This window comes from Nocardioides panacihumi, from assembly GCF_039530925.1.
GTDB lineage: Bacteria > Actinomycetota > Actinomycetes > Propionibacteriales > Nocardioidaceae > Nocardioides > Nocardioides panacihumi.
On the sequence record NZ_BAAAPB010000002.1, the window covers coordinates 760,203 to 785,874 of the forward strand.

General features: G+C 71.5%; 27 protein-coding genes. 13 read left to right on the top strand and 14 right to left on the bottom strand.

Annotated elements, in window-relative coordinates; all coding sequences use genetic code 11:
- Positions 1-18: 18 nt before the first annotated feature.
- The 3 genes from ABD205_RS12840 to ABD205_RS12850 form a co-directional block, all read right to left on the bottom strand.
- Positions 19-1,719, bottom strand: a complete 1,701-nt coding sequence (locus tag ABD205_RS12840; RefSeq protein WP_425572955.1) for a DEAD/DEAH box helicase — start codon at positions 1,717-1,719, stop codon at positions 19-21.
- 110 nt (positions 1,720-1,829) lie between these two features.
- Positions 1,830-2,126 carry a DUF3039 domain-containing protein gene (locus ABD205_RS12845; RefSeq protein WP_344045227.1) on the bottom strand — a complete coding sequence of 99 codons (297 nt, stop codon included), beginning with the start codon at positions 2,124-2,126 and terminating at the stop codon, positions 1,830-1,832.
- 46 nt (positions 2,127-2,172) lie between these two features.
- Positions 2,173-2,751, bottom strand: coding sequence for a YqgE/AlgH family protein (locus ABD205_RS12850; protein WP_344045228.1), 579 nt, complete (start codon positions 2,749-2,751; stop codon positions 2,173-2,175).
- A gap of 184 nt (positions 2,752-2,935) precedes the next feature.
- On the opposite strand from ABD205_RS12850, the gene ABD205_RS12855 reads away from it, so the two are divergent.
- Positions 2,936-4,261 (top strand): DUF6421 family protein, encoded by a 1,326-nt coding sequence (locus ABD205_RS12855; protein WP_344045229.1) that lies wholly within the window; start codon positions 2,936-2,938, stop codon positions 4,259-4,261.
- The gene (locus ABD205_RS12860) at positions 4,258-5,328 is read left to right on the top strand and encodes a threonine aldolase family protein (protein ID WP_344045230.1); all 1,071 of its coding nucleotides are present in this window, start codon (positions 4,258-4,260) and stop codon (positions 5,326-5,328) included. Before ABD205_RS12855 ends, ABD205_RS12860 begins: the two co-directional genes overlap by 4 nt.
- A 122-nt stretch (positions 5,329-5,450) precedes the next feature.
- Here ABD205_RS12860 and ABD205_RS12865 read toward each other — a convergent pair whose 3' ends face one another.
- The 6 genes from ABD205_RS12865 to ABD205_RS12890 form a co-directional block, all read right to left on the bottom strand.
- On the bottom strand, positions 5,451-6,503 hold the full coding sequence (locus tag ABD205_RS12865; protein ID WP_344045231.1) for a DUF3048 domain-containing protein: 1,053 nt from the start codon (positions 6,501-6,503) through the stop codon (positions 5,451-5,453).
- 256 nt (positions 6,504-6,759) lie between these two features.
- Positions 6,760-7,527: an SDR family NAD(P)-dependent oxidoreductase gene (locus ABD205_RS12870; RefSeq protein ID WP_344045232.1), complete on the bottom strand. Its 768-nt coding sequence runs from the start codon at positions 7,525-7,527 to the stop codon at positions 6,760-6,762.
- 71 nt (positions 7,528-7,598) lie between these two features.
- On the bottom strand, positions 7,599-8,018 hold the full coding sequence (locus tag ABD205_RS12875; protein WP_344045233.1) for a hypothetical protein: 420 nt from the start codon (positions 8,016-8,018) through the stop codon (positions 7,599-7,601).
- A 15-nt stretch (positions 8,019-8,033) separates the two neighbouring features.
- Positions 8,034-8,450, bottom strand: coding sequence for a hypothetical protein (locus ABD205_RS12880; RefSeq protein ID WP_344045234.1), 417 nt, complete (start codon positions 8,448-8,450; stop codon positions 8,034-8,036).
- Between the two features lie 284 nt (positions 8,451-8,734).
- Entirely contained in the window at positions 8,735-9,142 is a 408-nt protein-coding gene (locus ABD205_RS12885; protein WP_344045235.1) for an HIT family protein, read from the bottom strand.
- 47 nt (positions 9,143-9,189) lie between these two features.
- Positions 9,190-10,377, bottom strand: a complete 1,188-nt coding sequence (locus tag ABD205_RS12890; protein WP_344045236.1) for a DUF4185 domain-containing protein — start codon at positions 10,375-10,377, stop codon at positions 9,190-9,192.
- A 17-nt stretch (positions 10,378-10,394) separates the two neighbouring features.
- Here ABD205_RS12890 and ABD205_RS12895 point away from each other — a divergent pair, with 17 nt between their 5' ends.
- Entirely contained in the window at positions 10,395-11,381 is a 987-nt protein-coding gene (locus tag ABD205_RS12895; protein WP_344045237.1) for a hypothetical protein, read from the top strand.
- On the opposite strand, the gene ABD205_RS12900 is transcribed toward ABD205_RS12895, so the two are convergent.
- On the bottom strand, positions 11,365-12,789 hold the full coding sequence (locus ABD205_RS12900; RefSeq protein WP_344045238.1) for a M15 family metallopeptidase: 1,425 nt from the start codon (positions 12,787-12,789) through the stop codon (positions 11,365-11,367). The genes ABD205_RS12895 and ABD205_RS12900 overlap by 17 nt on opposite strands.
- A gap of 134 nt (positions 12,790-12,923) precedes the next feature.
- Between ABD205_RS12900 and ABD205_RS12905 the strand changes: the two genes are divergently transcribed.
- From ABD205_RS12905 to ABD205_RS12920, 4 genes are all read left to right on the top strand, one after another.
- Complete coding sequence (locus ABD205_RS12905) at positions 12,924-14,447, top strand: Ppx/GppA phosphatase family protein (RefSeq protein WP_344045239.1); 1,524 nt, start codon at positions 12,924-12,926, stop codon at positions 14,445-14,447.
- Entirely contained in the window at positions 14,444-15,211 is a 768-nt protein-coding gene (locus ABD205_RS12910) for a CYTH domain-containing protein (protein WP_344045240.1), read from the top strand. Before ABD205_RS12905 ends, ABD205_RS12910 begins: the two co-directional genes overlap by 4 nt.
- A gap of 12 nt (positions 15,212-15,223) precedes the next feature.
- Positions 15,224-15,973 carry a class I SAM-dependent methyltransferase gene (locus ABD205_RS12915; protein WP_344045241.1) on the top strand — a complete coding sequence of 250 codons (750 nt, stop codon included), beginning with the start codon at positions 15,224-15,226 and terminating at the stop codon, positions 15,971-15,973.
- A 126-nt stretch (positions 15,974-16,099) separates the two neighbouring features.
- Complete coding sequence (locus ABD205_RS12920; RefSeq protein ID WP_344045242.1) at positions 16,100-16,825, top strand: glycoside hydrolase family 16 protein; 726 nt, start codon at positions 16,100-16,102, stop codon at positions 16,823-16,825.
- A 15-nt stretch (positions 16,826-16,840) separates the two neighbouring features.
- On the opposite strand, the gene ABD205_RS12925 is transcribed toward ABD205_RS12920, so the two are convergent.
- The 4 genes from ABD205_RS12925 to ABD205_RS12940 all read right to left on the bottom strand — a co-directional run bounded on the left by ABD205_RS12925 (position 16,841) and on the right by ABD205_RS12940 (position 18,663).
- Positions 16,841-17,302, bottom strand: coding sequence for an SRPBCC domain-containing protein (locus tag ABD205_RS12925; RefSeq protein ID WP_344045243.1), 462 nt, complete (start codon positions 17,300-17,302; stop codon positions 16,841-16,843).
- A 9-nt stretch (positions 17,303-17,311) separates the two neighbouring features.
- Entirely contained in the window at positions 17,312-17,956 is a 645-nt protein-coding gene (locus ABD205_RS12930; protein ID WP_344045244.1) for a dihydrofolate reductase family protein, read from the bottom strand.
- Between the two features lies 1 nt (position 17,957).
- Entirely contained in the window at positions 17,958-18,293 is a 336-nt protein-coding gene (locus tag ABD205_RS12935) for an ArsR/SmtB family transcription factor (protein WP_344045245.1), read from the bottom strand.
- Between the two features lie 136 nt (positions 18,294-18,429).
- Positions 18,430-18,663: a DUF2630 family protein gene (locus ABD205_RS12940; protein ID WP_344045247.1), complete on the bottom strand. Its 234-nt coding sequence runs from the start codon at positions 18,661-18,663 to the stop codon at positions 18,430-18,432.
- Between the two features lie 71 nt (positions 18,664-18,734).
- Between ABD205_RS12940 and ABD205_RS12945 the strand changes: the two genes are divergently transcribed.
- From ABD205_RS12945 to ABD205_RS12970, 6 genes are all read left to right on the top strand, one after another.
- Positions 18,735-20,315 (top strand): Na+/H+ antiporter, encoded by a 1,581-nt coding sequence (locus ABD205_RS12945; RefSeq protein ID WP_344045249.1) that lies wholly within the window; start codon positions 18,735-18,737, stop codon positions 20,313-20,315.
- A 72-nt stretch (positions 20,316-20,387) separates the two neighbouring features.
- Complete coding sequence (locus ABD205_RS12950) at positions 20,388-22,268, top strand: hypothetical protein (RefSeq protein ID WP_344045250.1); 1,881 nt, start codon at positions 20,388-20,390, stop codon at positions 22,266-22,268.
- Between the two features lie 99 nt (positions 22,269-22,367).
- A complete protein-coding gene (locus ABD205_RS12955) occupies positions 22,368-22,844 on the top strand; it encodes a C-glycoside deglycosidase beta subunit domain-containing protein (RefSeq protein ID WP_344045252.1) in 477 nt (158 codons plus the stop codon).
- Complete coding sequence (locus ABD205_RS12960) at positions 22,841-23,947, top strand: sugar phosphate isomerase/epimerase family protein (protein ID WP_344045254.1); 1,107 nt, start codon at positions 22,841-22,843, stop codon at positions 23,945-23,947. Before ABD205_RS12955 ends, ABD205_RS12960 begins: the two co-directional genes overlap by 4 nt.
- A 29-nt stretch (positions 23,948-23,976) precedes the next feature.
- Positions 23,977-24,627: a TetR/AcrR family transcriptional regulator gene (locus ABD205_RS12965; protein ID WP_344045256.1), complete on the top strand. Its 651-nt coding sequence runs from the start codon at positions 23,977-23,979 to the stop codon at positions 24,625-24,627.
- Between the two features lie 106 nt (positions 24,628-24,733).
- Positions 24,734-25,630, top strand: coding sequence for a thioredoxin family protein (locus tag ABD205_RS12970; protein WP_344045258.1), 897 nt, complete (start codon positions 24,734-24,736; stop codon positions 25,628-25,630).
- The last annotated feature ends 42 nt before the right edge of the window (positions 25,631-25,672 follow it).

The window sequence follows — 25,672 nt, forward strand, 5'->3', positions numbered from 1 at the left end:
GTGCGCCGACTCGGCGTCTCAGGAGGTCTTGCGGGCCGCCCACTCGCGGATCCGCTCGATGCGGGTCCGGAGCTGGTCTGCGTTCGCGACGGCGGCGGCCGGCCCGCCGCACTCCTTGCGGAGAGCGGCATGGGTGATGCCGTGCGGCTGGCCGGTGCGGTGGTTCCAGGCGGCGACGAGGCCGTTCAGCTCGCGCCGGAGCGTGGCCAGGTGCTCGTGGGTGGAGACGTCGGCGAGCGAGTCGGCGGCACGCTCGCGCGCGTCGTCCGACGCGGCGGCCCGCGCCTTGTGCACCTTGGCGCGGTCGGACTGCCGCTGCCGGAGCAGCTGCTTCATCGACTCCGGGTCCAGCAGGCCCGGGATGCCGAGGAAGTCCATCTCCTCGTCGGAGCCGACCTGGACCTCGCCGGCGTGGCCGAACTCGCCGCCGTCGAAGAGCACCCGGTCGAAGCGGGCCTCGGACCCGAGCGCCTCGAACGGCAGGCCCTCCTCCTCGGCGCTGGCCGACTCGCTCGCGTTGGCCTGCGCCATCAGCGCGTCCTCGGCGGCGAAGATGTCGCCCTCGTCGGTGATCTTCTTGCCGAGCACGTGGTCACGTGCGAGCTCGAGCTCGGCGGCGAGCCCGAGCAGGCCGGGCACCGACGGGAGGAACACGCTCGCCGTCTCACCGCGGGAGCGGGACCGCACGAAGCGGCCGACCGCCTGGGCGAAGAACAGCGGGGTCGAGGTGGTGGTGGCGTAGACCCCGACAGCGAGACGAGGTACGTCGACCCCCTCGGACACCATCCGGACGGCGACCATCCAGCGGCTCTCGTCGGCGCTGAACGCCGCGATCCGCTTCGACGCCGCCTTCTCGTCGGAGAGCACGACGGTCGGCGACTCCCCCGTGATCTGCTTGAGGGTCTTGGCGTAGGACCGCGCCGCGTCCTGGTCGGTCGCGATGACGAGGCCGCCCGCGTCGGGCACGTGCCGGCGTACCTCCGAGAGCCGCTTGTCCGCGGCGGCGAGCACGGCCGGGATCCACGAGCCGGCCGGGTCGAGCGCGGTGCGCAGCGCCTGCTGGACCATGTCCTTGGTCAGCGGCTCGCCCAGCTGCGCGGCGATCTCGTCGCCCGCGCGCGTGCGCCAGGTCATCTGACCGGAGTAGGCCATGAAGAGCACGGGTCGCACGACGTGGTCGCGCAGCGCCTCGGCGTAGCCGTAGGTGTAGTCGGCCATCGACCGCGGGATGCCGTCGTCGCCGGGCGCGTAGGTGACGAACGGGATCGGGTTGACGTCGGACCGGAAAGGCGTGCCGGTCAGCGCCAGCCGGCGCGCGGCCGGCTCGAACGCCTCGCGCACACCTTCGCCCCACGACAGCGCGTCGCCCGCGTGGTGGACCTCGTCGAGGATGACGAGCGTCTTGAAGCGCTCGGTCCGGATCCGCATGGCGAGCGGGTTGACCGCGACACCGGCGTAGGTCACCGCGATGCCGAGGAAGTCGGCCGACGTCTTGCCCTGCCCGGCCGAGTAGTTCGGGTCGATCGGGATGCCGGCACGACTGGCCGCCTCGGCCCACTGGGTCTTGAGGTGCTCGGTCGGCGCGACGATGATGATGCGGTCGATCATCCGGCGGCCGAGCAGCTCGCTGGCGACCGAGAGGGCGAACGTCGTCTTGCCCGCCCCCGGCGTCGCGACCGCGAGGAAGTCACGCGGCAGGTCGGTGAAGTAGCTGCTCATCGCCGCCTGCTGCCACGCGCGCAGTGACGGGGCGGTGCCCCAGGCAGCGCGCTCCGGCCAGGCCGGTGGGAGTGCGTGAGGGGTGGCGGCGTCGGTCGGGCGCCCGCCCGTCACGCGTCGGGGCCCGGGTTGTTCGAGTCGCCGTCGTCGGGGCGGAGCCCCTCCCAGATCTCCTTGCAGTCAGGGCAGACCGGGAACTTCGTGCCATCCCTGCTCGGGACCCACACCTTGCCGCACAGCGCGACCACGGGCGTGCCCATGACCATCGCCTCGGTGAGCTTGTCCTTCTCGACGTAGTGGGAGAACCGGTCGTGGTCGCCCTCGTCGGTCGGAACGGTGCGCTGATCCTCCTGCACCCGCTCGTCCAGAGCGGTGCCGCCCTTGTCGCCGAAGCCGAGGAAACCCATGCCCCAACCCTAACCCGGCGAGGGGGTCAGCGAAGGGATCGGCGGGTCAGTTGAGCTCCGGATCGACGGGTCGCGTCGAGTGCCACGCGAGCTCGCCGGGCTGGCGGCGCAGGACGTCGCGCCACAGGGCCGCCGTGTCGCCGCGGAAGGCGTCGAGCGCCTCGGCCGGGACGACGTACCAGCTGCCCTCGTCCACCTCGACCTCGAGCTGCCCGGGCGACCAGCCGGCGTACCCGGCGAAGATGCGCAGCCCCGCGAGACTGCCTGCCAGGAGCTCCGTGGGCGTGTCGAGGTCGAGCAGCCCGAGAGACCCGCGTACGGCGCGGAAGCCGACCGGCACGTCGGCCGGGTCGCGCAGGAGCGCGACCGCCAGCGCGGCGTCGGTGCCGACGGGTCCGCCGTGGAAGAGCACGTGCGGCTCGGCGACGGCGGCGCTCCACTGCCCCAGCACCTCGGCGACGCTGACCGGCGACGGCCGGTTCAGGACCACGCCGAGGGCGCCCTCCTCGTCGACGTCGAGGAGCAGCACGACCGTGTCGGCGAAGTTCGGGTCGAGGAGGACCGGCGTGGCGACGAGCAGCATGCCGGCCGCGAGGCCGGCGACTCCTCCCTCGTCGCCTGGCATGCCCCCATCATGGCCCACCGTGGAGGCCGTGGCGAGGACGTAGGACGGCGTCGCGGACGTCATACGTATCGGCAGCCCCGACCGCCCACTCGTATGACGTCCGGCCCCGTCGGCGTGCACTTGGTCCGATCACCTTGCATGGCCTAGCCTGGCTGACAGGACGATCTACGGCATCGGAGGCAACATGACGGAAAATCTTCGGCAGCACCCCGCCTGGCTCCGGCTGCGCGACGCGGTCAGTGAGCTGCGTGGCCACCAGCAGGCCGACGGATCTGCACCCGATGCCCCGATCGGCCTCCTCGAGACTATCCGGGCGGCGGTTGCCGAGCTCGCGCCGCACTTCCCCCACGACGAGGCCTACCTCAAGGCGCTCGACGCCGACCTGGCCCGCTGGGCGAGCGAGGGCCTGGGTGTCCCCGACTTCCTGGACTCGCTGTCCGAGTTCCACCCCTCGCGGGATCGCGCGGACGGCCGCAGCCACCTGGTGGTGTTCCCGATGTACACCCAGAACGGCAACCTCGACCGCAACCTCGAGGCGGTGCTCATCCACGAGGCGTGGCCGGACTGGCTCGCCGAGCTCGAGGCGACCCGCTACGACAACCCGATGTTCGTCCCGATCCTGTTCGACGACTTCACGGCCGGCTACGACACCCACTCGGCCGTGCTCTTCCCCGAGACCGTGTCCGTGCGGCAGACCCCGTCGTCCTACACCTGGGGCGGGATCTTCTGCGACCGCGAGGCCGCGCGCTTCCGCCAGGTCAGCAGCGCCGCCGCCGACATCCTCCGCCTCGAGCTGCCCGACGAGGCGCGTGAGCTGCTCTCGGACCAGAAGCGCAGCGAGGAGGCCTTCGTCCTCTGGGACCTCATCCACGACCGGACGCACAGCCACGGCGACCTGCCGTTCGACCCGTTCATGATCCGCCAGCGCCAGCCTTTCTGGATGTACGGCCTGGAGGAGCTGCGGTGCGACCTCACCGCCTTCCGCGAGGCCGTCAAGCTCGCCGAGGAGGGCGCCCCGCAGAACGCCCGGCAGGCCAAGGACGTGCAGTACGCCGTCCTGTTCGACCGTCTCTTCCGCTTCCCCGTCACGGGCAACCGCGTGCGCAACTACGACGGCATGGGCGGCCAGCTGCTGTTCGCCTACCTGCACAAGAACGACGCCGTGCGCTGGACCGACAACAGGCTGACCATCGACTTCGACCGGGCGCGCGAGCTCACCGCTCAGCTCGGCGAGGAGATCCAGCGGTTCTACCGCGACGGCATCGACCGCCCGAAGGTCGTGCACTGGATCGTCGGGCACGAGCTGGTGTCGACGTACCTCGCGCCGCACCCGGGCTCCAAGTGGGCCCGCGCGCACGAGACGCTCGACTTCAACCTGCCGCCGCGCGAGCTCGTCGACGACGTCCTGCCCGACGAGTTCCCGCTGAGCATGTTCTACGAGACGCTGTCGAAGAAGCTGGGTGGGGTGGTCGAGTCGACGCGAGGCGTCACCGGCAAGATGACCGCATGACGATTCCCGTCCGCCACGACCCCTCCCGCATCAGCTTCGCCAGCGACAACTACGCCGGAGCGCACCCCGAGGTGCTGGCCGCGCTGGGCACCGCCAACGGCGGGCACCAGAGCGCGTACGGCGCCGATGCCTACACCGCAGCGCTGCCCGAGGTGTTCGCGCCGCTGTTCGGCGAGGGGATCGAGGTCTACCCGGTCTGGAACGGCACCGGCGCGAACGTCGTCGGCCTGATGTCGCTCACCGACCGCTGGTCGGGCGTCATCTGCAGCGACGTGGCGCACATCAACACCGACGAGTGCGGGGCGCCGGAGCGGGTCGGCGGCCTCAAGCTGCTGACGGTGCCGACCGAGCACGGCAAGCTGACGCCGGAGCTGGTCGCCCGTCAGGCGTTCGGCTTCGAGGACGAGCACCGTGCGAAGCCGACCGTCCTGTCGATCACCCAGACCACCGAGCTCGGCGCGGTCTACACGCCCGACGAGGTCAAGACGCTCGCCGACTACGCGCACGGGCTGGGCATGAGCGTGCACATGGACGGCGCCCGGATCGCGAACGCCGCGGCCGCGCTCGGCGTACCCGTCCGGTCGTTCACGCGCGACGCGGGCGTCGACGTCCTGTCCTTCGGCGGCACGAAGAACGGCATGGTCTTCGGCGAGGCGATCGTCGTCATGAACCCCGACCGGGTGCGCGGCGTTCTCTACCTGCGCAAGCTGGCGACGCAGCTCAGCTCGAAGACGCGGTTCGTGTCCGCCCAGCTCGAGGCGCTCGTCGCCGACGACCTGTGGCTGCGCAGCGCAGCCCACGCCAACGCGATGGCCGTCCGGCTCGCGGCAGGCGTCGCCGACATCGACGGGGTCGAGCTCGTGGCACCGGTGGACGCCAACGCGGTCTTCGCACGGCTCCCCCGCGCCGTCGTCGACGCGGTCCAGCCGACGTTCCCGTTCTACCTGTGGGACGAGTCCGACAAGCAGCGGCCGATCGCGCGCTGGATGTGCAGCTTCGACCTGACCGAGGACGACGTCGACGCGTTCGCCGACGCCGTCCGCAGCGCCGCCTCGGCAACTGTCTGACCTCTCCGTCGGTCGAGTAGCCCGAGCCGCTCAGCGAGGGCGTACCGAGACCTGATCCGCAACCGGACCGGGCCTCGATACGCTCGCTGGCGCCCGCTACGCGGCGAACAAGAGGACTGAGGTCACTTGATCGTCAGCTGGGGCCCGTTGTCCGGGACCAGCTCGATCCAGGTGTGGCCGGCCGGCACCTTGAGCGCGCCGGCGGCCGTCGACAGCTCGAACGGGGAGGCGGCGGTCTTCTTGCTCCAGCTGCCGCGCACCACCTTGCCGCCGTGGAAGAGCAGCGCCTTGCCGGTGCGGCCGTCGAGCTGGATCTCCGGCACGTGGTTGCCGGCCGGGTCGAGGTAGCCCGCGTCGCCGATGTGGGCGCGGATCACGAGCACGTTGTCGGCCGCGAACTCGTCGCCCTTCTTGGCGTAGGAGTTCGTGTTGACGTAGTGGCCACCCTGGAAGACCCACTTGGTGGTGTGGAAGCCGCCGAAGGGTACGTCGACCTGGGTGGCGGGCGTCCCGGCGGGGAGCTCGGCCTCGGTGCCCCAGGTCAGGTAGTTCTTCGGGGTCGCGGCCGACTTGGTCTTCGCCAGGGTCGCCGTCTCGTCGAGGTGGTCCAGCAGGTGGTACCAGCTCGGCGACGTCCGCGTGTTGTCGCGGAAGAAGCCCTTCGCACCCTCCTGGATGAACTTCACGCCCGCGCCGCTGACGCGTGCCTTCGTCTGGCCGGCCATGCCGCTGGTCACGACGGTGGCGTGGACCGGCGAGACCACGCCGATGTCGCTGGCACGCATCGATCGGACCGGGCCGACCGTCTTGGGAAGCGTCGAGTAGAAGAACGCGGCGAGCCGGGTGGCGGCGCCCTCGACGAGCTCCTCGACGACCATGTCCGCCGAGCCGAGGCCGAGCTGCGGAGAGCTGTTGTCGGTGTTGTCGATCTTCACGACGAGGACCGGCCGGTTCTTCGCGACCGACTGCCCGGCGGGCGCCTGGACCCCGGTCAGCGGCCAGAACTGCGGAGCCGGCGGAGTGCTCGGCGACGTACTCGCCGCGGGCTGGTCGGCCGTGGCCTTCTTGTCGCTCTTGCCACCACAGCCGGCCAGGAGCAGGCCTGCGGCGAGAACGGGCGTGAGGACGAGGGCGAGGCGGCGCTGCCTCGAGGGGCTCTGGGTGCGAGTGCGCACGTGGGCTCCGATCATGGGGGTGTGGCAAGTCCAGCGGTGGCCGCTGTCCAGTCTGCTTCGGCCCGGGTATGAGAACACGGAGGCGCGCGGACGTCCCAATGACGGCGACACTTGGCGGTCGACTTCGGGCACCTCGTCAGTCACACCGGTCCCCCGGGTCACGCCACCCAGGGAGGAGCGGAACTTCCGGGGTGTCATGACACCCGAGAAGTTCCGGAGTCCCCGGTTAACCGGGGACTCCGCCCGGGCGACGTCGCTACCCGAGGCTGACGCCGCCGTCGACGTACAACGTCTGTCCGGTGATGTACGACGCCTCGTCGCTGGCGAGGAACGCGGCCGCGGCCGCGATGTCCTCGGGGTAGCCGACCCGCTTGACCGGGTTGTGCTCGGCGCTGAGCCGCCGGAACTCGTCGACGTCGAGCTTGAGCCGTGCCGCTGTCGCATCCGTCATCTCGGTCACGATGAAGCCGGGTGCGATCGCGTTGACGTTGACGCCGAACGGGCCGAGCTCGATCGCGAGCGTCCGGGTGAAGCCCTGGATGCCCATCTTCGCGGCCGAGTAGTTGGCCTGCCCGCGGTTGCCGAGCGCCGAGGTCGAGGAGACGTTGACGATCTTGCCGTACTTCTGGGCGACGAAGTGGGCCTGCGCCGCCTGGCTCATCAGGAACGCACCCTTGAGGTGGACGTTCATGACGAGGTCCCAGTCGTCCTCGGTCATCTTGAAGAGCAGGTTGTCGCGGGTGATCCCGGCGTTGTTCATCAGGATGTGCAGGCCGCCGAGCTCCTCGACCACGCGGGCCACGGCCGCGTTGACGTCGGCCGAGCTGCCCACGTTCGCGCCGACGCCGATGTGCGTGGCCTGACCGGGCTGCGGCAACCGACCGGCGGCGTCGACCGCCGACGCCTCGTCGAGGTCGACGATCGCGACCGACGCGCCCTCCTCAGCGAACCGCGTCGCGACACCGAAGCCGATGCCCCGCGCCGCACCCGTGATGACGGCGACCCGCCCGTCGAAACGCCCCATGATTTCCTCCGCCTGCTCGTGATCGGACCGCCGGTCACTCTAAAGGACGCGCCCTCGGCCCATCGTGGGCCTCACTGCGCCAGATCCCGTAGCCCCTCGAGGGACTCCGTCGGCCAGGTGACCTGAGGTGCCCAGGCATCCAGATACGTCTCGCGGTCGACGGTGGCGGCGAACTCCAGTCCGAGCTTCGCCAAGGAGCGTGTCTCGAACGGGAAGCTGAAGGCACCGTGAGCGCCCCAGTGGTCGCCGACGTCGATCTCGATCCTGCTCCACGCCTCGTCATGTCGAGAGATGCGGACGGTCGCCAGCCCGGGCTCGAGCCCCAGGTAGGCCTCGACCGACTCGGCGCCCGCGGCGGCCGCAGCGATCGCGTCGATGACGTCCGCGAAGACATCCGACACGTTCGAGACCCGGACGATCGTCGCAACGTGGGTGTCGGCGAACTCCAACCGACCCCAGCCGTGGGGCTCCACCTGCAGCGTGAGTCTCATCGGATCGGACGTTACTCAGCCCAGGTACTTCTTGCAGTCCGTCCACTCGCCGCTGCCGTCGACGCCCGGGATGTTCGAGTCGGTGTAGGCAGTCACAATCCGGTGATTGCCGGACTTCGAGGTAACGACGAAGCCCTTGAAGTAGACCAAGCGATCGGCCCACGGACGGGTGGTCAGGTTGGTGGTGTTGTTCGACTTTGACGTGCCATGGCTCATCGCCTTCGTGAGAATGATGTTGATGCAGTCATCGGTGTTGCCGCTATAACCACGCGTGTCCTTGATCTTGCGAACCGCACTGCAATCGAGGGCGTATTTCCCGACCGCCCTGCCCGACGAGATGATGAACCAACTGACGATCGCTGTGCCGGGCGGCAGCGGCTTGGCATAGATACAGTCGGACCAGTAATAGCCGCCGCCGTTCGGATCGGTCACGGTCGCCGGGGCAGCGCTGCTCGTGGGGGCGACTGCGGCTGCGTAGGCACCAACTGTCGCTCCCGCCGCCAGGCCTACGAGCGCTCGGCACATTCTTCGATTCGCTGTCGATTGCTTCACACAAGATGAGACACGTGCGGCTGGCAACGATTACGGCCATCTTGCTTCAGCCCGAGTGATCGTGCGGATCTGTTGAACGGCAGCACCTTGCAGGAATGACGAGATGAGCCGACCCGTGACATGCCGAACCGCCGGAGCAGGACGACACTCCGACTCGCGCGACGTCAGAGCGACCCACGGATCAGCGCTGCGAACTCGGCGGCCTCTGCGTCGGAGTCGTACTTGGTCCGCGGCCAGAAGAAGCCACGCAGCCCGTCCCCCTTGGTGCGCGGGACCACGTGGACGTGCAGGTGCGGGACCGACTGGCTCACGATGTTGTTGGCGGCCACGAAGGTGCCTTGGGCGCCGAGCGCGGCCGGGATCGCTGCCGCGACCCGCTGCACCGCACCCATCACGCGGGCCAGCAGGTCGGCGGGCAGCTCCGGGAGCGTCACGACGTGCTCGCGCGGCACGACCAGCACGTGCCCCTTGAACACCGGCCGGCGGTCCAGGAACGCGACGACCTCCGGCTCGTCGAGGACGAGGGCCGCGGGGACCTCGCCCGCCACGATCTGGCAGAAGGCACATGTCATGGCGTCATCCTGCGTCATCGCTGAGCGATCGGGCGCGGCCGGCCGGCTCAGCGCGGGAGCGGCACCCGGAGGAACCGCGGCCGGTAGCGGCGAGGGTCGTCGATCACCCGTGCGACGTCGGTGTTGTTCTCGCTGTAGCCGACGACCACGGTGCCCGGCACGGGCAGCAGGTCGGGGTGGGCCAGCGGCATGTAGCGAAGGGTGCCGGTGGCCGCCTCCGACGGGATGTGCGCGACGACGGTCGCGCCGCCGAAGGGGCCCGTGGGCGAGGTGGCGGTCCAGACGACGAGGTCGGAGCCGACGAACTCGCCACGCTTGCTGACGGCGTACCAGCGGCCGTCACGCCCGAAGACGCTCAGCGTCTGCGAGACGCCCTCGCCGGGTGGCAGCAGCTCCTTGGCGGTCGCGGCGTCGCGGCGCCAGCGGGTGCCGTCCCAGTAGCGCCACCTGCCCGTGTCGAGCAGGTCGTCGACGCGCACGCGCGCCACCCGGAGCGAGAAGCCGCCGGTGGTCGCCTCCTGCGGCCGAGCGGTCCCGTAGAGATACACCCACTCCCCCTCGACCAGCGCGGCCGCACCCCACATCGGCCGGGTCGTGTCAGGGCTGTCCGGCCCGAGGTCGCGCACGCCGAGCAGCTGCGGCACGCCGCCGCGCGGCACGAGGAAGACAGCCGCGGCAGGGCCGAGGGCCTCGAAGTCGAACGCGCCCGAGCCGACTCGGTGCACCCGCTGCAGGCCCACGCCGACCAGGTCGTAGCCGGGGCGCTCGACGCGGGCGACCGACATGGGCCAGTAGCCGACGCCGTCCGAGCGGTCCGGCACGAGCGCCCCACGACCGGCGGGCAGCACGACCTGGGCACAGCCCGGCGCGAAGACGAGCATGGAGTTGCGCACGAACTGGGTCGTGCCGCCTGCGGCCGCGCGCAGCGTGTCGCCGAAGACGTAGAGGTCACGGCCGTCCTGGAGGCGGGCACTCGCTCCGACATCCCCGCCGGCGAAGTCGGGGCCGCCGCGCACCGTGTCGACGAACCTGTTCAGCTGGGCGACGGTCTCGATCCGCCCGGTGGGCAGGCACCGCGTCTGGCTCGCGCCCGCCACCGGGGGTGCCGACGGGGGCGTCGAGCGGCCGGGCACGAGGTACGACGCCCCGAGCAGCGCGGCCGCGACCGGCACCACGATCGCCGCGACCCGCAGCCGCCACCTGTGCGGTGACCCCGCCGTCGAGCTCCCTGCCACGGCACTAGTCTGACGGCGTGTCCGACCGCCCGCTGCTGCCGGCCCGGCTGGCGATCGGCCTCTTCCTCCTGGCGGGTGTCGTGCTGCCCCTCGCGGCGGCCGTGCACGCACGGGTCAGTGGGCCCCGGCTGCACGGCGAGGTGGTGGCGATCGCCGGCCCGTCGGTCGTCGCCCAGGAGGCCGCCAGACGTGCGAACGCGATGTCGAGGCACCCGGTCGATGCGCGCGTGATCGCGTCGGGCGACGATCTCTCCCCGGATGCCGACGCCGCCCGCGACCAGGTCGCGAGCGGTGCCGCGGCGGCCGCCGTGGTCATCGACCTGCGCGAGGCGGGAGACACGATCCTCGTCGCCGACTGGCTGCCCGACGACGTCGCCGAGCAGCTGGTCGCGGACTCCAGCGCGGTGAGTGCGAGCTATGGGCGCACGCTGCGAGCCGAGCGGGTGCCACCGCCCCATCCGACGCATCGCCGCCTGCCCGCGCTCCTCGTCGCCCTCAGCATCACCGTCGGTGTCGTCCTCGCGGCCGCTGTCTCGGCCTGGCGGGGTCCGGTCGCGGCCACGGCGCGGCGCGGCGCCGCACGCCTGGCCGGTACGGCGGCCGCCGGCTGCGTCGTCGGGGCCCTGGTCGCGACCCTGGCCGGTGCCGACCGGCCGCTGGAGACGGCGCTGACCTGCGCCGTCACCGTCGCGGTCAGCGCCTGGCTGGTCCTGGCTGCCGAGTCGGTGCTCGGTCTCGCGGGCCTCGGGCTCGCGACCGGACTGCTGCTCGGCCCGGTCGCGCCGCTGCTGGGCGGCGCGGACCCGGCGTACCTGCCGTCGCCGTGGTGGGAGGTGGACCGCCTCGCCCCGCAACAGGCCGCCCTGCGGCTGCTGCAGCACGACCTGATGGGCATCGGCGTGGCCGGTGTCAGGTCGTGGCTGCTGCTGCTCGCATGGGCCGCGATCGCCGTCCTCACGCTGGTCGCGGCGCGCCAGGAACGGCCGGCTACTCGCAGACCTTGAGGCCGCACCCGACGACGATCGCACGCGACGCGCCCGGCGGGACCGCGTCGAAGTGCTGGGTGTCGCCGAGGCCGTAGGTCCAGCGCAGGCCGTGGGCGGCCATGATCCGCACCACGACGTGGGATCGGCTGCGCCACGCCACCCGCGGGTGCGAACGGGTCTGCCACCAGCGGTCCGGGACGATGCCCTGCGCCGACCGGTACGGGTTCTCCCAGGTGTTGACGTCGAACGCGGTCCCGTAGGAGTGCGGCGACCGGACGCGCGTGTTGCCGACCACGCCGCGGCAGTTGAAGCCGGACGTGTTGCCGGCCTGCATGGACTTGTAGTCGTCGGCGCCGTGCAGCCGACGGGACCAGCCGAACCTGTCCTCGCGCACCATCGACCGGATCGGGATCTGGTGGAGGTAGAGGTCGGAGAACGCGTCGGCCACCTGGCCCGCCACCTCGTCGGCGGCGACGATCTCGCCGCGCCGGCGGTAGCCGGTGTAGTCCCAGTAGTTCACCCTCACCAGACGCAGCCCGCTGCGGCCGACCGGGCAGCCGGTGTGCCAGGTGTGACCGACCATGCTGCGCCACACCGGGTCCGGGATGTCGCTGACAACGGCGTTCGGCCCGGGGCCGACGGCGTGGGGCTGCACGGGCAGCGCCCGCTTCGGCGACGGCGCCCGTCGCGGCAGCGTCACCGGGAGCCCGGGCGGGCGGTTGTCGAGCTGGTAGACGCCGCTCGTGCCGCCCGTCACCCACGGCAGGGTCGGGGCGAGGGCACGCCAGCGGGTGTCGACGCGCGGCGTCGTCGTGTACGCCGCCACGCCCCGCGCGTCGGTCGTCAGGACCGTGGCGGTGCGCCAGCGCCACACCACCGTCCGCCGCTTGCCCTTCTTCACGACCGCCCTCTCGGCGACCTGGAGGGTCACCCTCCCGGCCACGCCCTCGCCGTCGTCGGCCCGCCAGGTCACCGTCACACGGCTGGCTCGCTCGTCGACGACGCTTCCCGGGCCCGAGACGGTCACGCGACTGGCTCGGCGGCGCAGCGGGATCCCGACGACGACCTGGGCGGCCGCGTGCGTCGCGTCGCCGGCGTAGGCGAAGCGGACCGCGTTGTCGGCCGGGATCCTGGACGCCGTGACCGCCGCCTTCCCGGCACCGGTCGCGTCGGTCGTCACGGTGCCGACCGGCTCCCAGACGCCGCCGTGCTGCCGCTCGACCGTCACGGGCTGGTCGGCGAAGGGCTGGGGAGGCTCGCCCGTGGTCAGGCTGAAGGAGATGGTCGCCGCCTGGCCGGCGTACGTCGCCGGTGGAGGCGCGGCGATCAGCGAGGTCCCCTCCAGGGCCGGAGGGTCCTCGGCGAGGGCAGGCGTGGTGGTCATCCCGAGAGCGGCGGCGATCAGGCCGACGATGGCGCGGCGCATGGGTCCAGTGTGCACACCGGTACGACGCCTCGGCGCCCGCCGCGCGTGACAGCACCCGAGATGTCCGCAATCGTCGGTCGATCCGCACGAAAAGGGTGATCCATGCGCGCCGCGCGCGTGGTCGGGTTGTCCGCATGCCGCCCGTGGTGCCCCGATGGGAGTGGCGAACCTTCGGCGATCACTTCGATGGCGCCGAGTCCGCGTTCGCGCAGCTCCCCGTCGAGCAGACGGTCGACAGCGACGAGCTGTACCTGCTCTCCAGCGCAAGCACGGACCTGGTGAAGGTCCGCGACGGCCTGATGGACGTGAAGCACCTCCAGCAGATCGGCCCCGACGGGCTCGAGCAGTGGGCGCCCGTGCTGAAGGCCTCCTTCCCGCTCACGCCGGCCGACCTGGCCACCGTCACCGCCGCGTGGGGCGTGCCGACTCCGCCGGGGGCGGCCCCGGACGGCCTCTCCCTCGAGGCGCTCATGGAGCGCGTGGTCGGACCGACGCCGCAGCTGCGGGCGGTCGAGGTGCACAAGCACCGGGTGCGGCACACGATCGGCGGCTGCCTCGCCGAGGTCACCGGCGTACGCACCCGCCGGGCCGAGACACGCACGATCGCCATCGAGTCCGAGGACCCCTCACGTGTCCTCGCCGTGCTCGCCGAGGTCGGGCTGGCCGGGCGCCCCAACGTGAACTACGGGCGGGGCCTCGAATCGGTGGAGGGGATCGGGCCGGAGCGTGTCGCGATCGTCGACGTCGGGACGAACTCGGTGAAGCTCCACCTCGCCGAGCGGGACCCTGACGACGGCTGGCGCCGGCTCGTCGACCGCGCGGTCGTCACACGGCTGGGCGAGGGCCTGCGGGAGGCCGGCCGGATCGGCGAGCAGCCCCTGGCGAGGACCGTCGAGGCGATCGTGGGCATGGTCGAGGAGGCACGGGAGCACGAGGTGGACGCCATCGTGGCGGTGGGCACCGCGGGGCTGCGGGTCGCACCGAACGGCGACGAGCTCGTACGCCGGGTGCAGGAGCGGTGCGGCGTCACGGTGGAGATCATCTCGGGCGAGGACGAGGCGCGGCTGGCCTACCTCGCGGCGACCGCCGGGCTGGCGGCCGAGGGATCCCGGGTCGTGTTCGACACCGGGGGTGGCAGCTCGCAGTTCACGTTCGGCCACGGGGACCTGGTCGACGAGCGGTTCAGCGTCGAGGTCGGGGCCGCGCGCTTCACCGAGCAGTTCCGACTGGACGCAGTGGTCACGCCGGCGACCCTGGGTGTCGCGCTCGACGCGATCGCCGCCGACCTGGACCGCCTCGACGGGCGGCGCCCGCCCGACACGCTGCTCGGCATGGGCGGGGCCGTGACCAACCTCGCCGCGATCAGGCACGGCCTGGCGGCGTACGACCCCGACGTGGTGCAGGGCACCGTGCTCGACCGTGCGGAGATCGACCGCCAGATCGAGCTCTTCCGCACCCGGACCGCGGACGAGCGGCGCTCGATCGTCGGTCTCCAGCCCGCGCGCGCGGAGGTCGTGCTCGCGGGCGCCTGCATCGTCCGGACCGTGCTCGAGAAGCTCGGCAAGGACTCGTTGATCGTCAGCGACCGCGGCCTGCGCTACGGCGTGCTCGCCGAGCGGTTCCCGGCTGACGTCGCCCGAGAGAGGAAACGCCCATGACCACCGCACCCGCCCAGCTGCTGCCTGATCAGCTGGTGAGCATGATGGAGCTCGTCGGCCAGTCCGACAGCGTCGAGCTGAAGCTCACCGTGCCCTCCGGCTCCTACCGAGCCGCGACGAAGGCGCTGGCGATCGACCCGTTGGAGGCCCAGATCCGCCAGGTGTTCTTCTTCGACACGCCCGACCTCGCGCTCAACCGGGCCGGCGTCGTGGTGCGTGCGCGGCGCATCCAGGGCCGTGACAGCGACTCGACGGTCAAGCTCCGGCCGTTGACGCCCTCCGACGTGGACCCGGCGTTCCGCTCCTCCCCCCAGTTCAACGTCGAGGTCGACGCGATGCCCGGCGGGTACGTGTGCTCGGGGTCGATGAAGAACACGCTGCCTCCGACCGCCGTGCTCGCCTCCGTCGGCGGGGACCGGCCGCTGCGCAAGCTGTTCTCGAAGGAGCAACGGGCCTTCTACGCCGCCCATGCCCCGGAGGGGCTGTCGCTGGACGACCTGTCGGTGCTCGGCCCGATCCTGGTCCTCAAGCTCAAGGTGACTCCGAAGGACCTCGGGCAGCGCCTCGTCGCCGAGGTGTGGACCTATCCGGACGGCTCGCGGGTGGCGGAGCTCTCCACGAAGTCCACACCGGCCGACGCTTTGAAGGTCGCCCTCGCCGCCCGCTCCTACCTGGCGTCGTCCGGGATCCCGCTGAGCGGCGAGCAGCAGACGAAGACGAAGACCGCGCTGGAGTTCTTCGCCGCGGAGCTCTCCGCGGGCTGACAGTCTGCTCAGGTGACGAGTTTCGATGCCGTCGAGAGCGTGTGGTTCGAACGCCTGGGCACGCTCCGCAACGTCGTACGACAGCACGTGATCCGCGAGCAGCTGCGCGAGCACGCGGCCGAGGTCGGGACCGTCCTCGACGTCGGCTGCGGGCAGGGCACCCAGGCGATCGCGCTCGCCCGCCGCGGTCACCGGGTGACCGGGGTGGACCCCTCGACGGACCTCCTGGCGCAGATGGGCGAACAGGCCCGTGTCGAGGGCTGCACCGTGGAGGCGCTGCAGGGAAGGCTCGAAGATCTCGACGCGGTCGTCGACGACCGCACCTTCGACCTGGTCTGCGCCCACGGCCTCCTGATGTACCTCCCGGACGCCCCCGTCGCGCTGGCGGCGCTGGTCGCCCGGACGCGGCCCGGCGGCCTGCTGTCGTTCACCTTTCGCAACGGCGACGCACTGGCATACCGACCGGGGCTGAGAGGGCAGTGGCAGGCGGCCCTCGCCGCGTTCGATGCGAGTCGGTACGTCAACGAGCTCGGCGCGCAGGCCCACGCCCACCGGCTCGACGACGTGCTGGGATGGTGCGCGCGGCTCGATCTCCGGATCGAGAGGTGGTACGGCGTCCGCGTCCTCACCGACGGCCGTCCCGCCGACGAGCCGCCGGACCCCGAGACGCTCGCGGACTGCCTCGCCGCCGAGCTGGAGGCTGGCCGACGCGACCCGTACCGCAGGCTCGCCTCCCAGATCCACGTCATCGCCCGCCGCTGAGGCTGGGGTCCCGGGGCGGGGCGAGTTCGGCGAACGGCCTCATGCCGGTGCCGTCGGTGACGAATAATCAGCGTGACGCCGGCCACTCGGAGCCGCGCCATCCCTCTCGCCACCAGAGGATCCCCCGTGAATCTCCCCGTGAAGAAGCTGCTCGTCCTCGCCGCCGCCGCGCTCCTGGTCGCCTCGGGCGGCCTGCTCTCCCCCGCCTCGGCGCGCACGACCACGCTCTCCTGGCAGGGCTACCAGTGGGTGCCGCGCACGGCACCCGGCAACCCCGGTGCCCCCCAGCAGTGGTCGGCGGGCAACGTCTCGATCGACGACGCGGGTCGGCTCCACCTGGCCGTGACGCGCGACAAGAAGGGCCGCTACACGCAGGCCGAGCTCGACTCGGCGCGCAACGGGTGGGGCTACGGCACCTACCGGTGGCAGGTCGACACCGACGCGTCCGGGTTCGCGCCGGAGGTCGTGCTCGGGCTGTTCACCTACGGCCGCGACGCCGCCTACGGCCACCGCGAGATCGACATCGAGGCGTCCGGCTGGGGCACGACCCCGATCACCTGGGACTACACCACGTGGGCCGACGGCCACGACGCCGTCGCCCGTACGCCGGCCCCGGCCGGCCCGACCACGCAGGAGATCGACTGGGCCCCCGGCCGCATCACCTGGACGACGTACGACGCGAGCGGGAGCGTGTTCGCCTCCGCGACCGCGACCGGGGCCGACGTACCCGTGCCGTTGGACGAGAGCATCGGGATGAACCTGTGGGTCTGCGGCTGCGAGAGCGGCTGGAACCAGACCCCGGCGACCGAGGTCGTCATCAGCGGGTTCGACTTCACCCCGGCGGCTCCCTGAGCCGTCGGGCTGCCGTCACACGAGGTAGTCGCCCAGGGCCTCGAGCAGGCCCCGGCTGCCCACCTCGCGGTTCGGCCCGTCGGCCCAGAACCGGTCGAAGAAGACGCCGTCCTCGACGTGGGTGAACCGGGTCCCCTCATCGATCGGCTCGAACTCGAACGACGCCACCGACGTCGACATGTGCACGCCGTCGAGCCACATGTCGTACGTCGTGACGATGCGGACGTGCTCGACGATGTCGGTGTACGTCGCCTCGTACCGCGTGACCGGACCGTCGTGGAACTTGCCCTCGGCCACGTCGCGTCCGCCGGCGCGGAAGTCGAAGACCCACTCCCCGGGCTCGATGGCGTCGCCGGCGCCCCACCAGGCCAGCTTCTGCTGCTCGTCGGCGAACGCGTCCCAGACGCGCTCGACCGGGACCGGGTAGTCGCGGGTCAGGGTGAATCCCGCGCGGGCGAGTCGGCGTTCGATCGTCACGTGTCGCCCCTACCGCGCGAAGGTGACGTGGATCGTGCCGCTCTCGGCGACTTCCGAGGTCACCTTGTGGGTGAGCTCGAGGCCGCGCAGGTCGTCCCACACGCGGTTGCCGCGGCCGAGCAGGATCGGGGCGATGGCGACGTGCAGGTCGTCGACCAGGCCGGCGCGCAGGAAGTCGCGCGCGGTGCTGACGCCCCCGCCGACCCGCACGTCCAGGCCACCGGACGCCTCCGTGGCCTCGGCGAGCACGTCCTCGATCGCGGTGTTGCGGAAGTGGAACGTCGTCCCACCCTCCATCGGTATCGACGGACGCGGCGCCGTGTGGGTGAGGACGTAGACGGGAGTGCCGAACGGCGGCTCCTCGCCCCACCATCCCTTCCAGTCCAGGTCGTCGGGGTGGGAGTGGAAGCCGAACATCGCCGCCCCCATGATCTCGGCGCCGACGCCCTCGAAGTAGGCCGCGGCGTAGGAGTCGTCGACGCCGGTGGTGCCGTCGCCGCTGGTGTCGCGGAAGACTCGCTGCCGGAACGTGCGGGTCGCGACGTACCCCGCCGTGAGGCGCTCCCAGTCCTCCCCCATCGGATTCTCCGGGGACTGGTCGGCCGAGACGTAGCCGTCCAGCGAGGCGAACATGGCGATGCGAACGCGGGTCATGTCAGTGTTCCTTCGTCGTGCGGATCAGGTGGATGCCGAGCCGGTCGGCCTGGCGTTCGGCCGGCGTGCGCTGCTCGCCGAGCCACAGGTGCAGGACGTCGAGGGCGCCGGGGTGCAGGCTCACGGTGCGGACGCGTCCGTGTTTCTGTGACGTGACGACGCCCGCGTCCTCGAGCACGCGCAGGTGCTGCATGAGCGAGGGCAACGCCATCGAGAACGGCGCGGCGAGCTCGGACACGACGGCTGGCGACTTCGCCAGCCGCTCCACGACGGCCCGGCGCGTCGGGTCCGCGAGTGCGCGGAGCACGGCGTCGAGCTCGTCGTGATACTTAGGCATGTGCCTAACTATTGACCGCCGGCCGCCGACACGTCAACCATCGAGTCGCCCCATTCGTCCGCGCGGCGGACCAGGGCTTCGGGCCGAGCCGCTAACCGCGGACGCGCGCGGGCGTCGTCGGCCGTTCGTCGGGCGCCTACTGCATGTAGCCCTCGACCTGGGCCTCCGGCTGCTCCCTCACCTGTGAGGCGTCCCTGCCGAACTCGCGAGCCGCCTGGCGCCGGCGGAGCAGGTCCCATGCCTGGTCGAGCTGTCGCTCGAGCTCCGCGAGACGTTCGGCGTGCGCCGGTGATGCGCCGGTCTCGCGAAGCTCGTGCTCCTCGTCGACCAGGTTGCTGATTCGCTGATGGAGATCGTCGTCTTGGCTCATGCCTCATTCTCAAACGGATCGAGTCGTCCGGTCCATGGAGGATGTCGTGCGCCGTCGGTCAAGATGGGCCCGTGCTCGGACTCGAGATGGTGGTCCTGCTGGGCGTCGCCCTGGTCCTGTGCGGCTCGCTCGCGCGCCGCTACCCGATCGCGCCCGCGATCCTGCTGGTGATCGCCGGCGCGCTGATCGGGCTCGTGCCCCGCCTGCAGCACGCGCAGCTGCCGCCGGAGGTCGTGCTGCTGCTGTTCCTGCCTGCGCTGCTCTACTGGGAGAGCCTGACGACCTCGTTGCGCGAGATCCGCAACAACCTGCGGGTCGTCGTCCTCACCAGCACCGTCCTGGTCGTCGCCACGGCGGCCGCGGTCGCGGCGGCGGCGCACGCGTTCGGACTGGAGTGGGGGCCTGCCTGGGTGCTCGGCGCGGCTCTCGCCCCGACCGACGCGACCGCGGTCGGCGTCCTGGCCCGCGACCTGCCACGGCGCACGGTGACCGTGCTGCGCGCCGAGAGCCTGGTCAACGACGGCACCGCGCTCGTGCTATACGGGCTGGCCGTCGGCGTGACCGTCGGCGAGCAGCACCTGACGGGCTGGCACGTGACCTGGCTGCTGGTGCTGGCGTACGGCGGCGGCGTGCTGGCCGGCGGGCTGATCGGCCTGGTCAGCTGGCAGGTACGCCGCCGCATGGACGACCCGATGCTCGAGTCGATCGCGATGCTGGTGACCCCTTTCGCGGCGTTCCTGCTCGCCGACACCATCCACGCGTCCGGAGTGCTGGCGGTCGTCTCCTGCGGGCTGTTCATGAGCCAGGTCACGCCGCGCATCACGGCCGCGGCCACGCGGCAGGTCGTCATCCCGTTCTGGGCGCTCTCGACGACGGTGCTCAGCAGTGCGCTCTTCGTGCTGGTCGGCCTCTCCGCGCAGTCCGCACTCCGTGACCTGACCAGCACCTCGCTGCTGCGGGCGCTGGCCGACACGCTGGTGGTGACTGCCGTGGTGATCGGGGTGCGGTGGGCGTGGACCTACACGACGCCGTACCTGATCCGGCTCGTCGACCGCCGCCCCGCGCAGCGGCTGCGCCGCATCGGTGCCCGCCAGCGGATGGTGAGTGCGGTGACAGGCTTCCGGGGCGCCGTCTCGCTCGCCGCCGTGCTGGCGGTGCCGCACACATTGGACTCGGGCGCGCCCTTCCCGGACCGGGACCTGATCGTGCTGATCACCTGCGGCGTGATCGTGCTGACCCTGCTGCAGGCGCTGCTGCTGCCGGCGGTGGTGCGGTTCGCGCGGCTGCCTGTCGACAACTCGGTCGCCGAGGAGATCCACCTCGCCGAGGTGTTCACACTCGACGAAGCCATCGACGCCATCGACGAGACGGCCGCCGAGCTCGGCAGCGGAGAGATGGTCGTCGAGCGGGTCCGGCACGAGCTGGGCAAGCAACGCCGGCTGCTCGCGGCCGCAGGGTCCGAGGGCGACCCGGTCGTGCAGCACGACGACCAGTACACGAGCCTCGTCCTCGCCCTCATCGCGCGCCGGCGCGAGGCGCTGCTCGAGCTGCGCGACGAGCAACGGATCGACGACATCGTGCTGCGACGGGTCCAGGCGGGGCTCGACGTCGAGGAAGTGCGCATCTCCCGGTCCAACCCGCTCGTCGAGTGAAGCGCCCCGGAGGCTTTACCTCACCCGGTGCGGGTGATCTGGACCAGGGCGAGGTCTTCCTAGCGTCGGATGATGCGATCCCTGGACTCGGCCTCGGACGGCCACGACACCGACGAGGCGCCCACAGCGCGGGCCGGACGCGCACGTTGGGCCGTGCTGCTCTCCGTGATCGCAGTCGTCGCTGCCGTTCTGGCACCGGCCCTGGCCGTCGGCGCCGTTCGCACCGCCGTTCCGTCCGTGCACGGTGCTACCGCCGTTCCGGTTCCCGGGGCCGGGGGCACGGCCGAACTCAACCCGGCCGACGAGTCGGGCCCGACCGACGCACCCACCCCGACCCCCGAGGCCACGGCCGAGCCTGATCCCGGCCCGTCGGACGGTCCGGCCCCGACGCAGAGCGCGGCGACGACGGAGAGTCCGACGACGACCGAGAGCCCGACCGCGACGGAGAGCCCGACCCCGAGCGCAGGAGCGACCCTGACGGACGGTCCGACACCCGTCGCCGAGCCGCTTCCGACGACCGAGCCCGCGGTCGTCGACGCGTCCGCAACCGGACCGTCCGTGACCACCCAGGACGCTGAGCCAGGCACGACGGGCGACCCGCGCGTCGCCGCGGTCAAGCAGGCGAAGGTGACCATCTGCCACCGGACGAACTCACGGACCAACCCTTACAACCAGATCGTCGTGTCCACGTCCTCGGCCATCAGCGGACACGCCTCGCACACCGGTCCGATCTTCGCCCCCGGCGTCGACGACTGGGGCGACATCATCGCCCCGATCCGCCCGGGACTCCCCCGGGGCCGCAACTGGCCCGCGGGCCGAGCGATCCTCGCCAACGGCTGCGAGGTCCCGCCGGACGTCGGCCCGCTCCCCGGCGCCACGATCGGCGGCCTCGCCTGCACCGGCACCGACCCCAGCGTGACGGTGACCGTCACGAACCGCGCCGACGCCACCGCGCCGGCGAGCTTCTCGATCCTGGTCAACGGGACCGTCGCGGAGACCGTCGGACCGGTCCCGCCGGGCGGCAGCCGGACCGTCGTCCTGTCCGCTCCACTGGCCGCCCTCGAGAACCAGACCTTCACGATCGAGGTGGTCTCCGGCGGCGAGGTCCTCACCAGCCGCGTGGTGACGGTGGACTGCGCGCCCGGGCCACCAGCGTTCGCGCTCGACGCGCACGTGGTGTGCGAGACCGGCTCGGCGCGGGGCAGCCTCACCGCGGTCAACAACGAAGCCCTCCCCATCGTCGTCTCGGCGACCGTCAACGGCACACCTGTCGGCCAGCCCGTCGTCGTGGCCCCCGACTCGTCCCAGACGATCAATCCGAGCCTCGCCGCCTTCGAGGACCAGACGGTCACCGTCGGAGTCCGCGTCGACGGTGTCGAGGTCGCCTCCTACACGGTCACCCCCGACTGTGTCGCCCCGCAGGCCGAGCCGCGAGTGCACGTCGCCGGGCGAGAGTGTCCCCCGCCCACGTCGACGATCACGCTGGCGAACGACGGCGACCCGGACTCACGCGTCGTGTTCGTCATCCGGGTCGACGGCCGGATCGTGCAGGTGAGCGCCCCGATCCACGGCGGCGACAGCACCACGATCGTCGCCGACCTGCGGAAGTACGAGGATCAGACCGTCACCATCGAGGTCCGGGCGAACCGCACCCTCCTGGGCACACGGACCATCCACGTCAACTGCCGCAAGCCTGGTCCCCGGCCCAGCCCAGGTCCCGGTTCCAGCCCGGGCTCCGGTTCCAGCCCGGGCTCCGGACCCGCACCAGCCCCGAGCACCGGCCCCGACCTCTCGGCCGATGAGGCACCTGCGAGCGCGCAGGGCGTCGCCGCCACCTCGGGCACGCTGGCGGACACGGGCAACCCCATCGCCGGGGCCACCCTGCCTGCGGCCTTGGGGCTGATCGCCGCCGGCGCGCTCCTGATCGTCGCTGGGACCCGGCGGGGCCACTGACCGGACCTCTGATCGGCCCGTCCGTGCGCATCGAGGGCCGTGATGACGAGCATCGGCAATCCCGTATGGGCAGCGCTCGATCGCCGTACCTACGCTCGCGTGACGCGCATCACGAAGCCCGCGCACCCGAAGCGCATCCGCGCGCCGTTGGAAGGGAAAGCAGTGATCTCTGATCGATTGATCGAGGAGAACAGCCTCGTGGTGGACGGCGGGAGGACGTCGGTCGACGTCCGAATCCCGTGGTACCGGGCCGTTCCGGCCTCCTGCATCGCGGACGTCTCCTTCACCGTCGACGGCCGCACCCCACCGGCGGGGTCAGTGCGAGTCGAGCTCAACGGGACCGAGCGCAGGCTTGACGAGTTCGCGGCGCTCGTCGAGGAGCAGTGGTTCCCGACCGATGCGCTGACGGTCTCGGGTGACCTCGAGGTGGAGTCCGGCACGGAGCACCTGGTCAGCGTGGAGCTCAAGCTCTTCATCCCCTACATCGTCACCGCGCACGGGGTCCTGATGATCGACGAACGCAAGGAGATGCGGATGACCGCCAACTCGGTGCGCCCGACGGAGGCCGTTCGATGAGCACGCTCGGACGGCCCATCCAGGGCGTGACGCTCTACAGCTTCACCCGCGCGTTCCACGGGCGCCGGTACGACCTCGAGCAGCTGATCCGCAAGGTCGCCGCCGACGGCATGGGCCCCGGGCTGGAGATCATCGGCTTCTCCAGCTTCCGCGGCTTCCCGCACCTCGACGACCACTTCGTGGGCTGGTTCCGCGACCTGGTCGAGGAGACCGGGCTCGTCCTGACGTCCTGCGCGGTCAACACCGACGTCGGCATCCGGCGGGACCGGCTGATGACGGACGACGAGCTGATCGACTACATGGAGCTGCAGATCGCCGCCGCCGCTCGTCTCGGGTTCCCGCTCGCGCGAGTCCAGATCTCGCTCACACCCGACGCGATGGAGCGGATGCTGCCGATCGCCGAGCGACTCGGCGTGACGTTGGCGATCGAGATCCACGCTCATCACCACGCACGGCACGAGCTCGTCCAGGCCCTGGTCGAGCGCTACGAGAAGCTCGCGTCCCCGCTGCTGGGGTTCGTCGCCGACTGGGGCACGACGACCTCGGGTCTGGCCCCGTCCATGGTCGAGGCGTACCGCCGCCGCGGCGCAACCGGCGAGTTCCTGACGGCCGCCGACCAGCTGTGGCGTGACTACCACCAGGCGGGGCCACCCGTTTCCGACGCTGAGCACGGAGGCCGCTTCGGCTCCTTCATCGAGCTGGCCGGGCGGCACGGGTCGCCGGAGCTCGGCATCGACCTCGCCATCAACGCCACCGGCCTCTTCGGACCTGCTCGCGTCGAGTCGTGGCGCGAGATCATGCCCTGGGTGCGACACGTCCACGGCAAGTTCTTCGGGATCGACGCGGCCGGCGAGGAGCCCTCCGTGCCGGTGCGAGACCTGGTCGCACTGCTCGTCGACGAGGGCTACCAGGGCGCCATCAGCAGCGAGTACGAAGGCTGGCACTGGAACTACTGGGACGACGCCTTCGACATCGTCGCCGGCGAACAGGCCCTCCAGCGCTCGGCGGCCGAAGCGGCGGGATCAGCGATGGTCATCGACGCCGCAGCCGCGCGGGCACAGCTCGCGAGCCACCTCGGTCGAGTCACGGCGACTCGGGGCTGACCGGCCCGGCCGTCCCTATGGTTCTGCGTGTGCCACCGAGCGACGACCTCGTCCGCGCTCCCAAACAGGCGCGGAGCCAGCAGTCGCTCGACCGTGCGCTCGACGCGACGCTGACCCTCCTCATCGAACGAGGATCCGGCGTCTTCACGCTCAAGGACGTGGCACGACTTGCCGGCGTCTCGACCGGTTCCATCTACGGTCGGGTCGCTGGCAAGGACGACCTGATCCGCGTCGCGCACGCTCGCGAGATGCGGCGGATCGATCTGGAGACCACGGCCGCCTTCGCCCGCGTGCCCCAGGGCGTGGCCGGGTTCGAGGATGCCGTACGCCTGGCGGTGCAGGCCCTCGCCGAGCTGCTCCAGCGCAACGCCCAGGTCCTGGCTCCGTTCATGCTGCTCGGGCGCGACGACCCGGTGATCTCCGAGCGCGGTGGCACGGCGCACCTGCGCATGCAGGAAGCCTTCATCGGGTCGCTCCAAGGTCGCACCGACGCACACGGCCGGGCTCAGTCCGAAGGCGCGTTGCGCTGGGCGTGCACCGTCGTGTGGAGCGTCCTCGCGCGCCAGCTCGGCCTCGGCAACGACCGTGAGGCGGCGGCTGACTACGAGCTGGACGAGGTCGTCACCCGGCTCACCGCGATGCTCGCGGCGTACCTGGTCCAAGGCTCCGAACCGACGTGACGCGCATCGCGTTCGTCGATGGGCCGCATCACCAATCAGAACTGCCGTTCTGATTTCTGGAGCCGCAGACTACGTGACGAGCGCCACGTCCGAAGAGGAGCACGTCATGACGCAAGAGCTGGTCGACCACCGCCTGCAGGTCGGCGACCGCGCACCGGTCATCGCACTGCCCGATGCGTCCGGGAACGTCGTCGAGATCGTGCCGGCCGACTCCGCCGCGACCGCCGTCGTCTTCACCTCCAACGGCTGTCCGTACGCCCTCGCCTGGCACGACCGCATCCAGGACGTCGCTCGCGACTACGCGGACCGCGGCGTCCAGGTCGTGCAGATCGTGCCGAACGACGCCGAGCTCCAGCCCCTCGACTCCCCCGCTGCCATGGCCGCGCGCGTCGAGCGTGGAGAGGTGGCCGGGACCTTCCTGCGCGACGACGACCAGACGGTCGCCCGTGCCTTCGGGGCGACCGCCACCCCTGACGTCTACGTCATCGACCGCCACGGCGTCGTGCGCTACCACGGCGCCCCCGACGCCGACTACGACGATCCCGCCCAGCGCGCGATCTGGTTGCGCGACGCGATCGAGGATCTGCTCGCCGACAAGGACGTCACGCGACCGTCCACCTCGCCCGCAGGTTGCTCGGTCAAGTGGCGCCTCGACCTGCAGTGGTGGGCCGGATGCCCGAGCCACGACCGCGCCCGGGAGATGGTGCTCGAGGTCCTGGACCGGATGGGTCGCCACGACGTGCGTGTCCAGCCCGTCGAGGTCACCAGCCCCGCCCAGGCCGCCGCTCTCGACTTCGTCGGCTCGCCCTCGTTCGTCATCGGCGGCGCCGATCTCTTCGCCGACAGGGGCGCACCCACGGCGTTGACCTGCCGCACCTACCGCCTGGAAGACGGCCGCTTCAGCCCGCTCCCCTCGATCGAGGAGCTCGAGAAGCGCATGCGGGCCGCCCTGGTCCGCCCCTGGGAGCTGCCCGGCTGGGTCGACTTCCGCAAGCAGCAATAGCCCACGACCGTCGGCCGAGACCACCCGATCGCAGGAGCACAC